This is a genomic window from Kocuria sp. ICS0012 (genome assembly GCF_001665945.1).
Taxonomy (GTDB): Bacteria; Actinomycetota; Actinomycetes; order Actinomycetales; family Micrococcaceae; genus Kocuria; species Kocuria marina.
Genome location: NZ_LZMM01000024.1, coordinates 111,743 through 125,150 on the forward strand (window position 1 = coordinate 111,743; position 13,408 = coordinate 125,150).

Below are 13,408 nucleotides of genomic sequence, written 5' to 3' on the forward strand. Positions count from 1 at the left end.
GGGGTCCTCACTACGAGTGTCTGTTCAGGACGTGGTGGCACAGCGCGACGAGCTGATCGCGCTGCGCCGCGGGCAGGGGCAGTTCGTCCAGGGTGGTCCGGGCGCGGTCCACGAGATCCGTGGCCAGTTCCACGGCCACGTCCTTGGCGCCGGAGGCCGTGAGCGCTTCCCGCGCGTGATGCACCGTGGTGCGTTCCGCCGCGAGGTCCCTGAGGACCCGGCGGACCGTGGGTACTCCCATCCCGTGGGCGGTGAGCACGGTGGCCTTGCCCGAACGTAGATCCGCGTCCACCGATTTGCCGGTCAGTCCCGGGTCACCGAACGTCCCCAGGACGTCGTCCACCACCTGGTACCCCACGCCCAGCATGGCGCCGGCCTGGGCCAGCCGCTCCGCGACGTCCGCGGGAGCACCCGCGAGCAGTGCGCCGGCCCGCAGCGGGGCCTCGAACGAATACGTGGCGGTCTTGAGCCGCTCCATGTCCAGGATGTCCTGCACCCCGGGGTGCTCGGCGCCGAAGCGATGCAGGGACAACAGCACGTCATCCAGCTCCCCGGCCGCGGAGGCGGTCACGGCGTCGAACACCACGTCCGCCACGGCGCGACACCGCGCGAGGTCCGATGCGCACGTGGTCGCGAGCCGCAGTGCCCCCGCCAACAACAGGTCCCCCGCGAGGATCGCCGCCGAGGCCCCCGCGTGTTCCGCTTCGTGCTCGGGTGCGCCGGCGCGGGCCGCGTCACGGCGGAACAGCTCTCCCACCGTGGGCATGCCCCGGCGCAGCCAGTCGCGGTCCACCACGTCGTCGTGGACCAGTAGGGCCGCGTGCAGCATCTCGAACGACGCCGCCAGGCGCACGCACTCGGGGTCCGGCGCCTCTGTCTTTCGGTCGCCCGCCGTGTGGTTCCCGTCTCCGGCCGCGTCGCGCACACCCGGCGTCTCCGCGGCATCCCCGGCGTCCGGCGCGACGAGCGGGTCAGGCGCGCTCGATTCATCCCCCGCGCCCCCGGCGAAGGAGGACCACGCGATCCACGTCAGTCGCGGCCGGATGAGCTTGCCGCCCACCATGTGCTCGCGCACCCGCTCCCACAGCACCCCGAAACCCGGGCTGGTGGGAACTCGATTCGCGGGGGCCGCGAAGAACGCGTCCAGCTCTTCCCCCACGGCGGTGCGGAAACGGCGCCAGGCGGCGTCGTCAGCGGGGGCGACACTCGGGGAGGCCCCAGGATCGGCAACGGACGGGATCCCCAGAGCCGCTCGGTGGGATTCACGGGACCGGGCGGTGCGTACGCGTTCGGTCATGACCCACCCGCCCTGGGATCGTCCTGGGACGCCTGGTCCGCGCGCCCGCGCAAGTCTTCCAAGTACTCCTCCAGACGGGACTCGGTACCTCTCAGGAACCGGAGGACGGCCTCACGCCCGGGCTCATCCAAGGCGTCGAGCTCGTCCTCGACCATCCCGATTACCGGCACGACGTGCTCCCGGGTCCGCTCCCTGGACGAGGTCACCGCGCGCACAGTCATCCGGCGTCGATCCCCCTCCACGGGCTCCCGGACCACGTGACCCGCGCGCACCAGTCGGTCCACCACCGCGGTCGCGGAGGCCGTCGTGATGTGCAGCGCGTGAGCCAGTTCCGTGGGCCCCATGGAATGGACTATGAGCATGGCCATGGCCGCGTAATCGGTTCCCTTGAGCCCCAAGATGCGGCGGATCTCGTACGCGATCTCCGCGTTGAGCACGACCACCCGGCGCAGCGCACGCGACTGCGGGCTCACCGGCCCGTACCACGTTGCACTGCTCTCCATCGCGTTCCTCGCGTTGTGGGTAACTAGACAATCTAGTAAACATCATGCTGCACGTGCGGGGGACGTGTCCAACCATGTCACGCGGGTGGAAAACGTTGTCCGCACCTGCCTTGTCGCGGTCATCGGCCGAGAACGCCCTGTCCTCAGCGGGTGATGGACGCGCCCCGTAGTGTCACATCAGACTGCGCAGGGCCCGCAGGACCGCCCCGCCGTAACCACCGTCGAACCTGATCGCATGCACCAGCAGCGGCGGCAACTGGTACCACGGCACCCGGTCGTGCCAGCCGTCCGCGAGGGGGTAGACGTCGTCGTACGCCGCGAAGCATTCCCGCCCGAAACCGCCGAAGAGCTGCATCATGGCCAGGTCGTACTCGCGGTGTCCGTAGAACGAGGACGGATCGATGAGCCAGTTCGTCCCGTTGCGATCGACCACGCGGTTGCCTGCCCACAGGTCACCGTGCAGCAGGCTCGGGGGCTCGGGAGGGCCCGCGAGTTCGTCCGCTCGCGGCGCCACGCGCGCCAGCAGGTCCGACGCCGCGGGGTCCAGGTGTCCCGCGTCGATCGCCGCGCGCAGTAACGGCTCGATGCGGCGGTGCAACAGGAAGTCGGCCCAGTCGTCCGTGGGCGTGAGATCCACCGGGAACGAGCCGATGCGTTCCGGCAGCTCCGCCGAGAGCCACCCGACGTGCGGGGCTCGCGCGCGGTGGATGGCCGCGAGACCGGCCCCCATGCTGCGTTCCGTGGCACGGTCCTGCCGTCCGGGACCCTCGTCGATCCACTCAAGCACCAGGGCCTCATCGCCCACGTGATGCACCCTGGGCACCCGCACCTCGGCGGGGGCGACGGCGCGCAGCGCCTCGAGTCCCGCCGCCTCCAACGCCAACACGCCCGCCGGGGCACCCGGCATGGTCTTGGCGAACAGGGGCCCGTCCGGGGTCTCGAGCCAGTAGGCGTGGGCGGTGTCCCCGCCGCTCAGGGGACGGGCATCGCTCACACGCAGGTCCGCGACGATCTCACCGGGAAGCTCATCGATGGTGGCCATGCGTCTTGTCTACACCATGCCGCACAGCGCACCACCCCGCGCCCACCCGCTACCCCGAGCGCACCCCCCGCCCGACACCTAGCTCCGCCTCACCCCCCTCTGCTTTTACTGAGCTAAAGCAGTCTTGAGGCACCCCCAGGTGCTTTTACTCCACTAGGCATCACGTGCCGCGACACGGATCGCCGATCCCTGCAGGGTGAACACCCTCTGGCACAATAACGTCGTTGCAAATGCACCGACATGATGCCGGGTGCTTCCTCCGAGACCCGGGACCGCGATGCCTGCCGAGACCATTCACCATCCTGCCCGCCGCCGGTGGGCCGCCGGTCCGAGAAGTCGCTGGGCCGCCGGTCCGAGAAGTCGCTGGGCCGCCGGTCCGAGGGCCCGTGCGAGCGCCGTCGTCCTGGCGAGCTTGTTCGCCCTGACCGCGTGCGGCGGCGCCGCAGAGTCCGCGCCCACCCCGGACGACTCGGTGGCCACGGTGGAACGCGTGGTGGACGGGGACACCCTGGACGCCACGATCGCGGGGAAGTCCACGCGGGTGCGGCTGCTGAACATCAATACCCCGGAGGTCGCGCGGGACGGTCAGCCCGGCGAGTGCCTCGCGGACGAGGCCACGGCCAAGCTTGAGGACCTCCTGCCCAAGGGAACCACGATCCACCTGGACTACGACGTGGAACGCACGGACCGCTACGGCCGCACCCTCGCACGAGTGACCCGCGACGACGACGGGTTGAACGCCAACCAGGCACTCGTCAAGGCGGGCCTGGCAACGCCCATGACCGTGGGCGCCAACAGCACGTACCGGCGAGAGATGGACAGCGCGTACAACGTGGCCCAGGCCATGCAGGTCGGTTTCTTCGACCCGAAGCAGGACTGCGCGCCGCCGGGGGAATCCGCATCCCCCGGCACCACAACTTCGAGCACCGCGAGCCCGAGCGCGACGCCGAGTCCCACCCCGTCCTCCACACCCACTCCCACGCCGACGCTCGAGGCGCCTCCCGCGGTCGTGGAGGACGAGGTCGCCGTGGGCGATCCGGCACCCCAGCCCAATCCCGCTCCGCAACCAAGCTACAACTACGACCCCGCCCCCGCGCAGCCCGCGGCACCTCAGCTACCGGCCGCGCCCCGGGTACCTGCTGCCCCGCAGCTGCCGGCGGCACCCCACGTGCCCCCGGCTCCCGAGAGTGATGGCGGCTATCCCGGTTACACCGGCCCCCGGTGCTACGAACCGGGAGGCAAGGTCTGGCACCCGTGCTGAGTCGCTGATGACACGCCAAGGCGCGCTCAACCGGTCGGTTGATCGGGTGGGCGTCCCTGCTTTTCGCCGCGCTTTCGTCACGCGGGTGCACCGGCGAGCCGCCGGATGCACGGCGGCCCGAACTCAGGGTTCCTGCGTGGACGACGTCGCTCCCGGCAGGTCCCAGGGTTCGTGACGACCGGGGTTGGCGGTCGCGCTGCGCAAGGGGGACGGCGTCGTCGTCGAAGCGGGTGCCTGCGAGGACGCGAACCCGCCCGCGGCCGGCGCCGCGGCTATCGAGCGCGAGACCCAGTTCTCGGGTCCCAACTCGGGCATCTTCATGTCCTGCACGTCGTGGGGCAGGATGACCACGGCAGGGCCCAGGTGCCCCCGTGCGGTGCGGAACGCGGTGTCGATCACGGCCTGTGACTGCGGGGCGAGACGGCGGCCTGGACGTACACCGCGACGTCGTCGAGCACCCGTTCCAGGTCGCTCTCCTGCTGCGTGAACGTCCCGAACGAGGGCAGTCCCTGCTGCCCGATGATCGCCACGACCGGCTGATTGTCTATCTCGGCGTCGTAAAGCCCGTTGAGCATGTGGAACGCACCCGGGGAGGACGTCGCGACGCACACGCCCACTTCCCCGCTGAACTTGCCGTAAGCGGTGGCCATGAGGGAGCAGATCTGCTCGTGGGTCGGGCGGATGTACTCCAGACCCTCGCTCTCGCGTGCGGCACGGTCCAGGGCGCCGTCGAACTCGCCGATGCCGTTCCCGGGGAAGCCGAAAACCCGCTGGACCCCCCAGTGCTTGAGGCGCTGGATCAGGAAATCGCTGACGGTCGTCACCATGTCTGCTGTCCGTTCCGGGGCGGTTCGTGCGCCGCGGCACGGGCCGGGGCACGTTCCTCAGTCCACCCCCAATCCGCCCGCTTGGGAAGACGAGCGCGGCGGGAGGCCGGCGGTTCCGTCATCGTTCGTGGGCCTCGTCACGGGGCTGTGCTACGCTTACTCGTAACAAAGGATCATGAGTCCCGGTGCGAAGCTCTGGCTAGCCGGGCGGCAACCCTCCAGCTGTAGTGGGGTGCCCCAGATGAGGATCCGGCCGCCGCGCAACCGCGTGGTCGGCAAGTACGGCGCTCGGAGCTCGTCCTCCGGCGTCCTAAGGCCGGAGGATTTTTTATATGCCCGCACCCCTCGCAGCGTCAGAACCCGCGCCCGTGACTGGCCCGCCCACGGGGACGTCCTGGCTGGTCCGGCGCCCGCGCCGCTCCACGCTCGTCTCGTTCGAAGTGTTCCCGCCGCGGCCCACCGCGGACCCGGACACTGTGTGGCGCAACATCGACGCCATGGCCCAGGCCGGGCCGGATTTCTTCTCCGTCACCCACGGTCACGCCGGCCATCACGGCGTCTCCCGCGAGGCGCTGCGCCACCTGCGCCGCACGACCAAGACCCCGGTCATGGCGCACTTCACGTGCGGTGGCACGGACCGCGCGGGTCTCGAGCGCGCCGTGGACCAGTTGCTGGACGACGGCGTTCGTGACCTCCTCGCGCTGCGCGGCGACCCGCCCCTGGGTACCGGGGCATGGCGGACCCCCGCGGGTGGCCTGGGCCGGGCCTCCCAACTGGTGGAGCTGATCCGGGACGTCGAACGACGTCGCTTCGGCACCGGGTTCCGCCCGGGTCAGCGACCGCTGTCCGTGTCGGTGGCGTGCTACCCGTCCCCCGCGCGTGGCCGCGACTTCGAGGCGGATCTCGCGTCCCTGTGGGACAAGCAGGAGGCCGGCGCGGACTACGCGATCACGCAGGTGCTCTACGAACCCGAGGACTACGCCACGTTCCTGGAACGCGCGCGCTCGGAGGGCATCCACATCCCCGTGGTCGCCGGGCTCATGCCGCTGAGCAACCCTCAAAGGTTGCAGCGCATGACCGAGATCACCGGGGTCCGGGTCCCGGAACGCCTCACCCGGTTCCTGCGCGCCGACACTCCTGAGGAACTGCGCCACCGAGGGGTCGCGGCCACCCTGTCCCTGATCGACGACCTCATGGATCTGGGCTGCGCCGGTTTCCACCTGTACACGTTCAACCGCCCCGAGGCGGCGCTGACCATCCTGGAGCACCTGCGGGTCCGGGATGCCGCACGCGAATACCGAGGCCGCAGCCCCGCGGCCTGACCGCCGCACCAGCCCCGACCGACCCGTGAACCGATCGTGTTGGCTTCGACCGCCACATCCGGGCAGGCCGAAAACCGTTCGTAGCGGCACCACCCACGCTGACGTTCCCCTTACCCCGCCGCGCCGGAGCACACCCGTTGCCGCGGCTCATCACACCCCCTAACCGCCATACCCCACACCAGCTCCGAGGAGTTCCCATGAGCACCCAGCCCGTCCCGTTCCCCGCCGCCACGATCCTGGGCTACCCCCGCATCGGCCCCGACCGCGAGCTCAAGCGCGCACTCGAGTCCTATTGGAAGGACCCGCAACAGCACCCCGCCACCACGGTGCTGGACACCCTCGCCCGGTTGCGTGAGCGCACCGCCACGCGATTGTCCGAACTCGGCCTCACCGCGGATCACGCTGTGCCGTCCGAGGGGTTCGCGGTAGACCACGTCCTGGACACGTCCCTGGCGCTGGGCGCGGTTCCCGCGCGGTTCATCGCGGACGGCTACGAGCCCGCCGCCCCGGACACGCCCCGCGGGATCGAGCTGATCACGGCGTTGTCCCGCGGCACCGATCGGTTGGAGCCGCTCGAGATGACCAAGTGGTTCGACACCAACTACCACTACTACGTACCCGAGATCGGCCCGGACACCCCGTTGCGTGCGAACCCCGAGAGCCTCGTGTCCCGCTACCGGACCACCCTCGGGACCACCGGGATCACCACCCGCCCGGTCCTCGTGGGCCCCGTGAGCCTGCTCTTGCTCTCACGCCCCGAGACCACCGATGCCGTCGCGAGTCACCCCCTGCAGCGCCTCGACGACGTCGTGGCCGAATACGCCGCGATCCTGCGAGCCCTGGCCGAGGCCGGCGTCGAATGGGTGCAACTCGACGAGCCGGCCCTCGCCGCGGACGGGTGGAGTGTGGAACGCACCGAACTCGTGGCCGCCCTCGAGAGCGCCTACACCCAACTCTCGAACGAGCAACAGCGCCCCGCGATCCTCGTGACCGTGGGCTACGGCGATGCCGGCGAGGACGCCCAGCTCGCCCTGGCCCACACGAACGTCGACGCCCTGGCCATCGACCTCGACCGCGGGGACGTCCCCGGCAAGAAGGCACTCGAGGCATGGGGCGAACGCCCCGTCGTGGGCGGCGTCGTGGGCGGGCGCACCGTGTGGCGCACCGACCTCGCGCGCGCCGTCGAGACCCTGGACCGGCTGCGCGCCGCGGCCCGCGGGCCGGTGGCCGTGGGCACCGCGACGCCGCTGCTGCATGTCCCGCACGACGTCGCCCGCGAGACCGCGCTGGATCCGGACGTCACCAGCTGGGTCGCGTTCGCTGACCAGAAGGTGACCGAGGTGGTCGGGCTCGCGCGCGGCGTCGAGCACGGCTGGGATGCCATCCGGGACACCCTGGACGAGGACGCCACGATCCGCGCGGCCCGCGCCGAGCACCCGGCAACTCACAAGGCCGAGATCCGCGAGCGCACCGCCGCGGTGCAGGACGCGGACCGCCAGCGCGCGGACGCCGAACAGCGCCGCGCTGCCCAGCGCGAACGTCTGCGCTTGCCCGTGCTGCCCACCACGACCATCGGATCCTTCCCGCAGACGCCGCAGATCCGCAAGACCCGGGCGGACCACCGCGCGGGGCGGATCACGGAGGCCGAGTACACGGACGCGATCCGCGCGGAGATCGCCCACACGGTGCGCGTCCAGGAGGAACTGGGGCTCGACGTCCTGGTGCACGGCGAACCCGAGCGCAACGACATGGTGCAGTACTTCGCGGAGGGGCTGGACGGTTTCGTGACCACGCAGCACGGCTGGGTGCAGTCCTATGGATCGCGCTGCACGCGCCCGTCGATCCTGTTCGGGGACGTCTCGCGCCCCGCGCCGATCACGGTGGACTGGACCTCGTACGCGGCGTCCCTGACCGAGCGCCCCGTCAAGGGCATGTTGACCGGGCCGGTCACGATCCTCGCGTGGTCCTTCGTGCGCGACGACGCTCCGGCCGCCGAGGTCGCCGACCAGGTCGCACTCGCCCTGCGGGACGAGATCGCGGATCTCGAACGCGCGGGAACGCCCGTGATCCAGGTGGACGAGCCCGCGCTGCGCGAGCTGCTGCCGCTGCGGGCGGCCGAGCGCCCGGCGTACCTCGAGTGGTCCGTGGGGGCGTTCCGCCTGGCCACGGGCGGGGCGGCCACGGACACCCAGATCCACACCCACCTGTGCTATTCGGAGTTCGAGACCGTCCTGGACGCGATCGACGCCCTGGACGCGGACGTCACCACGCTCGAGGCGTCCCGCTCCGGTTCGGGCATCGTGACCGGGCTCGCGGCATCCGACTTCCCTCGGGACGTGGGTCCCGGCGTGTGGGACATCCACTCGCCCCGGGTCCCCACGTTCGAGGAGGTCGCGGGGCGCATCCGCCACGCGGCGCACGAGATCGGCGCCGAGCGCGTGTGGGTTAACCCCGACTGCGGGTTGAAGACCCGCGGCTGGCCCGAGACCGAGGCCGCACTGGACCGGCTGGTCGCCGCGGCGGTCACCGTGCGCGCGGAACTCTCCGCCGACGACGCCGCTCGGACGGCCGGCGCGCCCGCAGGTGCACCGGCGAACGTGGACCCGAACGACGCGACGACCGTGTCCGGGAGCGTCACTGTCGCCGCGTCCTCGACCCCTGCCGCGGATACTCCGGCGCAGCGCTGATTCCCGTAGGAAACGTCCACCCGGTGGCCGCCGCCGCGCGGCGCCCGGGTGGACCGAGGAAGGAAGAAGACCATGACCGCAGCCACCCCCGCTCCGCTGGGCACACCCATCGTCCGGCCCATCCACCACAGTGCCGCGTACGCGTTCAAGACCCTGGCCGACGCCCGCGAGGTCTTCGCCCAGCGCGCGAGCGGTTTCACCTACGCCCGCACGGGTAATCCGAACGTCGCGGCGCTCGAGGCCGAGGTCGCGCGGCTGGAGGGAGGGGAATGCGCGGTCGCGACGTCGTCGGGACAAGCCGCGGTGAGCCTCGCTTTGCTCACGTTGACCGGGCCCGCGAAGGACGCGCACGTCGTCGTCTCCTCGCGGATCTACGGCGGGACGGTGGACCTGCTCACGGACACCCTCGCGGACACGGGCCTGGAGGTCACGTTCGCGGATCCCCGCGAACCGCAGCAGTGGGAGGATGCCCTGCGCCCCGGCACGCGCGTGTTCTTCCTCGAATCCGTGGCCAATCCGCTCACGGAACTGCCCGAACTCGAGGCGATCGCGGAGATCGCGCACCGCAACGGTGTGGTCGTGATCGTGGACAACACCGTGGCCACGCCGCACCTCTACACTCCCGGGCGCCACGGTGCGGACCTCGTGGTGCACTCGGCCACCAAGTACCTCTCGGGACACGGCGGGCCCCTGGGCGGTGTGCTCGTGGACACCGGGTCCTTCGACCCCACCGAGGACCCCGAACGGTGGCCGTGGCTGACCCGCAAGCACCACCGCTGGGGGGACCGTTCCCCCGTGGAGGTCTTCGGTGCCCGGCGTGCGCTGCTGGGTGTGGCCCGGTGCAAGTACCTCAACGACCTGGGCCCGTGCATGGGCGCGACCACGGCCCACGAGATCCTGCAGGGCATCACGACCCTGGGTGTGCGCGTGGAACGCCAGTCCGCCACGGCGGAGCGACTCGCCCTCACCCTGGCCGAGCATCCCGCGGTGGAGCGTGTCCACCACCCCCGCTTCGGGGATCCGCGACAGCAACAGCTGCGGGAGACCGGAGGCTACCGCGGGGTGGGCGGCGTGTTCTCGATCGACCTCAAGGGAACCCCGGAACAGGTCGAGCATGCCGTGAACTCGCTGCGTCTGATCAAACTCGCGGCCAACATCGGTGACGTCCGTACCCTCGTGGCGCACCCCGCGAGCATGACCCACTGCCGCCTCACGCCCGAGCAGTTCCGCGCGAGCGGGATCACCGAGCGGACCCTGCGCGTGAGCGTGGGGCTCGAGGACGAAGCCGATCTCACGGCCGATCTCTTCCAAGCCCTGTCGGTCATCGCCCCGGCGCACGCACCGCAGCCCCGCTCGGCGTCGACCACCGCGGCCCACTGAGCTGCCCGCACCCCCCGAAGGAGACCACCCCATGATCCGCACCGACACCCGCCTGCCCGGACTCGCCACGCGCGCCATCCACGACGGCCAACAGCCCGACCCGACCACCGGCGCCGTGGTCCCGCCCATTTACCAGACCTCCACGTTCGTCCAGGACGGCGTGAACCAGTTCCGCACCGGGGGCCACGAATACAGCCGCGGTTCCAATCCCACACGCAACGGTTTCGAGGAACAGCTCGCCTCCCTCGAGCAGGGCACCCGGGCCTTCGCGTTCGCCTCCGGCATGGCCGCGGAGGACGCCTTGTTGCGCGCGGTCCTTGCCCCGGGGGATCACATCGTGCTCGCCTCGGACGTCTACGGCGGCACGTTCCGCCTCGTGGACCAGGTGCTGTCCAAGTGGGGTATCGAGCACGGCTTCGTGCCGTCCGCCTCCGCGTCCGACGCCGCGGAGACCGTCCTCCCCGGACGCACCAAGGTCCTGTGGCTCGAGACGCCGTCCAACCCGTTGTTGCGCGTCGCGGACATCGCCGCGTGGGCGCAGGTGGCCGACGACGCCGACGCCCTCCTCGTCGTGGACAACACCTTCGCGTCCTCCGCCCTGCAGAACCCGCTCGTGCTCGGCGCCCACGTGGTCGTGCATTCCACGACCAAGTACATCGGCGGGCACTCGGACGTGCTCGGCGGTGCCGTGGTCGTGGGTGACACCGAGTGGCGGGGTCAGCCGCTGTCCGAGCTCATCGGGTTCCAGCAGTTCGCCGGGGGCGCGGTGGCCGGCCCGTTCGACTCGTTCCTCGCGGCCCGGGGGTTGAAGACCCTCCCGCTGCGCATGGAACGGCACTGCTCGAATGCGCTGGAGGTGGCCCGCTTCCTGCGCTCACGCTCCGACGTCCTGGAGGTCAACTACCCCGGTCTCGAGGAACACCCGCAGCACGAGCTGGCTGCACAAACCCTCACCGGCGGATTCGGCGGCATCATCTCGTTCCGGCCCGCCGGGGGCATCGAGGCGGCTCACGCGTTCGTGCGCGAAACCGAGCTCTACAACCTCTCGGTGAGCCTGGGGGGTGTAGAGTCCCTCACGTGCGTGCCCCACAGCATGACCCACGGTTCCCGCGTGGGCACCCCGTACGAGGTTCCCGAGGATCTGGTGCGCCTGTCCGTGGGGATCGAGGACATCGAGGATCACCTGGCGGACCTGGACCGGGCGCTCGGCGCAGCCAGGTGAACCGGTCCTGACCCGGAAGAGGGACGCGTCGACCCGGACCCGGGACAGGGGACCGTCGATCTTGGCCCGGGACAGGGGACCGTCGATCTTGGCCCGGGACAGGGGACCGTCGATCTTGGCCCGGGCAGGTGGCCCCCGAGAATGCAGCCGTCGGCCACCTGCCCGGTGCAACTGACCGGAACGACCTGCGCGGGCCGCCCCAGAGGCAGACGCGCGGGATCCTCGGAGTCAGTCCCCGCGCAGCCCCGCGATACTCAGCTTTTTCATCTCCAGCATGCGTTACCCGCGTTGATGAGGACCACGTGGTAGTCCCCGATCCGCAGATCCGCGGTGAGCAGTTCGCCGGCGAACGTCTGCTGGAAATCGGGCACCCCCTCCGACGGATACCGGGACGAACCGGCGAGCATGCAGTCCGGCAGGGCGTTCCGGTAGAACGCGACTGCTTCCTCCGCGGTGCCCTGGCACCACACGTGCGGGATGATCTTTTCTGCATGGGATCCCACCTCGGGGTCGGTGATCGGTGCGGGGTCGCTCCGGGCGGGGGAGCGCGAAGCGTCACTTACCCCGCAGGATGCGGTGCCAGTAGATCCAAGGAAGGCCCCAGCGGTCGAAGAGGAACGTGGACCTGCGTTCCTTCCGCGGGTCGAACACCTTGCTGCTGGGCTTGGGGGTGCCGTCCGCGGTGAACTCCGCCAGCACCAGCGTGCGGCGGGAGACGGTGAACGGACTCACGGTGTACCCGGAGTACCGGGCAGTGGCGGGCTGCCCGCGCATCGCGGACAGGACGTTCTGCGCGACGACCGGTGTCTGCTTCCGCAGCGCACCACCGGAACTGGAGCCCGGGGTGGCCGCGATGTCCCCGAGTGCCCAGACGTTCTCGTACTGACGATGACGCAGCGTCCCGGGATCCACGTCCACGAACCCGCGCGCTCCCTCGGTGGAAAGGCCGCAATCCACCACCCAGTCCGGGGCGATGTGCGGGGGCGTGAGGTGCAGGAAGTCGTACGAGATGTCCTCCGTGGCACCGTCGGATTCGATCGTGATCGCGCTCGTCCTCAAGTCCACCGACCGGACACGGGTACGCGTGCGTAGCTCGATCCCGTAATCGTCGACCGCCCGTTGTAGTTCATCGTCCACGACGGGGACGCCGAAGATCGTGTCTTCCGGGACGGTGAGGACCACCCGCATGTCGTCCAGGAAACCGCGGCTGCGCCACAGATCGCATGCCATGTAGAGAATCTTCTGGGCGGCCCCCGCACACGGGCACGTGGTGTCGGGCATCGTGAACACAGCGGTCCCCGAGGTGGCGCCGTCCACGAGTCGCCACGTCTTCGGGGCGAGATCGAACAGATAGTTAGTGGACGCGTTCTCGGACAGGACGGCCTCAGCCGATCCCGGGATGAAGTCCCAGTCGGGACGCGAGCCGGCGGCGAGCACGAGCTGGTCGTAGCCGATCGTCGCGCCGCTGCCCAGGGTCACCGTGGAGAGTTCGGGATGGACCCGTGTCACGACGTCGCGCACCCAGGTGGATCCCTCCGGCATGACTTTGCTTTGCTCCCGCCGTGCATCGCCCAGGGTCGCCAGGCCGGCTCCCACGTAGGACAAGAGCGGGCGGTAGAAATGCTCCGAGCGGGGCTCAACGATCACGACGTCGCTCTCGCCCTTGCGATTCAGGCGCGAGGCCAGGGCGATCCCGCCATTGCCACCGCCCACCACGACGACGCGCGCTCGGTTCGGAGGCTTCACAGCTGCTTCAACGACCATAGCCCCAGACACTACAGCGTTCCGGTGTGTTAAATGGTGGGAGGCCGCGCCCCTAAGGGGGTGCGGCCTCGACCACTTCTTTCTTTCATGTTAATCCCGGCGG

Annotated in this window: 12 protein-coding genes and 1 riboswitch; of the genes, 5 read left to right on the top strand and 7 right to left on the bottom strand. The window is 70.4% G+C overall.

What is annotated here, in order from left to right; all coding sequences use genetic code 11:
- Positions 1 to 10: 10 nt before the first annotated feature.
- The 3 genes from A5728_RS03075 to A5728_RS03085 all read right to left on the bottom strand — a co-directional run bounded on the left by A5728_RS03075 (position 11) and on the right by A5728_RS03085 (position 2,842).
- The gene (locus tag A5728_RS03075; protein WP_156523362.1) at positions 11 to 1,297 is read right to left on the bottom strand and encodes a polyprenyl synthetase family protein; all 1,287 of its coding nucleotides are present in this window, start codon (positions 1,295 to 1,297) and stop codon (positions 11 to 13) included.
- Entirely contained in the window at positions 1,294 to 1,800 is a 507-nt protein-coding gene (locus A5728_RS03080) for a MarR family winged helix-turn-helix transcriptional regulator (RefSeq protein ID WP_064845648.1), read from the bottom strand. The genes A5728_RS03075 and A5728_RS03080 overlap by 4 nt, the downstream gene beginning before the upstream one ends.
- A gap of 172 nt (positions 1,801 to 1,972) precedes the next feature.
- On the bottom strand, positions 1,973 to 2,842 hold the full coding sequence (locus tag A5728_RS03085; RefSeq protein ID WP_064845649.1) for a fructosamine kinase family protein: 870 nt from the start codon (positions 2,840 to 2,842) through the stop codon (positions 1,973 to 1,975).
- A gap of 412 nt (positions 2,843 to 3,254) precedes the next feature.
- Between A5728_RS03085 and A5728_RS14415 the strand changes: the two genes are divergently transcribed.
- On the top strand, positions 3,255 to 4,103 hold the full coding sequence (locus tag A5728_RS14415) for a thermonuclease family protein (protein WP_064845650.1): 849 nt from the start codon (positions 3,255 to 3,257) through the stop codon (positions 4,101 to 4,103).
- Between the two features lie 123 nt (positions 4,104 to 4,226).
- On the opposite strand, the gene A5728_RS14685 is transcribed toward A5728_RS14415, so the two are convergent.
- Both A5728_RS14685 and A5728_RS14690 read right to left on the bottom strand, forming a co-directional pair.
- Positions 4,227 to 4,502 (bottom strand): hypothetical protein, encoded by a 276-nt coding sequence (locus tag A5728_RS14685; RefSeq protein WP_064845651.1) that lies wholly within the window; start codon positions 4,500 to 4,502, stop codon positions 4,227 to 4,229.
- Positions 4,499 to 4,930 carry a thiamine pyrophosphate-binding protein gene (locus tag A5728_RS14690; RefSeq protein ID WP_064845652.1) on the bottom strand — a complete coding sequence of 144 codons (432 nt, stop codon included), beginning with the start codon at positions 4,928 to 4,930 and terminating at the stop codon, positions 4,499 to 4,501. The genes A5728_RS14685 and A5728_RS14690 overlap by 4 nt, the downstream gene beginning before the upstream one ends.
- A gap of 171 nt (positions 4,931 to 5,101) precedes the next feature.
- A riboswitch (SAM riboswitch) is annotated at positions 5,102 to 5,218 on the top strand.
- Positions 5,219 to 5,298: 80 nt separating this feature from the next.
- Between A5728_RS14690 and A5728_RS03105 the strand changes: the two genes are divergently transcribed.
- The 4 genes from A5728_RS03105 (at position 5,299) to A5728_RS03120 (ending at position 11,541) form a co-directional block, all read left to right on the top strand.
- Entirely contained in the window at positions 5,299 to 6,252 is a 954-nt protein-coding gene (locus A5728_RS03105) for a methylenetetrahydrofolate reductase (RefSeq protein WP_231885486.1), read from the top strand.
- Positions 6,253 to 6,449: 197 nt separating this feature from the next.
- Positions 6,450 to 8,939: a 5-methyltetrahydropteroyltriglutamate--homocysteine S-methyltransferase gene (metE, locus tag A5728_RS03110; RefSeq protein WP_082943192.1), complete on the top strand. Its 2,490-nt coding sequence runs from the start codon at positions 6,450 to 6,452 to the stop codon at positions 8,937 to 8,939.
- Positions 8,940 to 9,011: 72 nt separating this feature from the next.
- Positions 9,012 to 10,319 (top strand): aminotransferase class I/II-fold pyridoxal phosphate-dependent enzyme, encoded by a 1,308-nt coding sequence (locus tag A5728_RS03115; protein ID WP_064845654.1) that lies wholly within the window; start codon positions 9,012 to 9,014, stop codon positions 10,317 to 10,319.
- A gap of 31 nt (positions 10,320 to 10,350) precedes the next feature.
- The gene (locus A5728_RS03120) at positions 10,351 to 11,541 is read left to right on the top strand and encodes a cystathionine gamma-synthase (protein WP_064845655.1); all 1,191 of its coding nucleotides are present in this window, start codon (positions 10,351 to 10,353) and stop codon (positions 11,539 to 11,541) included.
- A 263-nt stretch (positions 11,542 to 11,804) separates the two neighbouring features.
- Here A5728_RS03120 and A5728_RS03125 read toward each other — a convergent pair whose 3' ends face one another.
- Positions 11,805 to 12,044, bottom strand: coding sequence for a VOC family protein (locus A5728_RS03125; RefSeq protein WP_064845656.1), 240 nt, complete (start codon positions 12,042 to 12,044; stop codon positions 11,805 to 11,807).
- Positions 12,045 to 12,096: 52 nt separating this feature from the next.
- Positions 12,097 to 13,287 carry an FAD/NAD(P)-binding oxidoreductase gene (locus A5728_RS03130; RefSeq protein WP_193519946.1) on the bottom strand — a complete coding sequence of 397 codons (1,191 nt, stop codon included), beginning with the start codon at positions 13,285 to 13,287 and terminating at the stop codon, positions 12,097 to 12,099.
- Between the last annotated feature and the right edge of the window lie 121 nt (positions 13,288 to 13,408).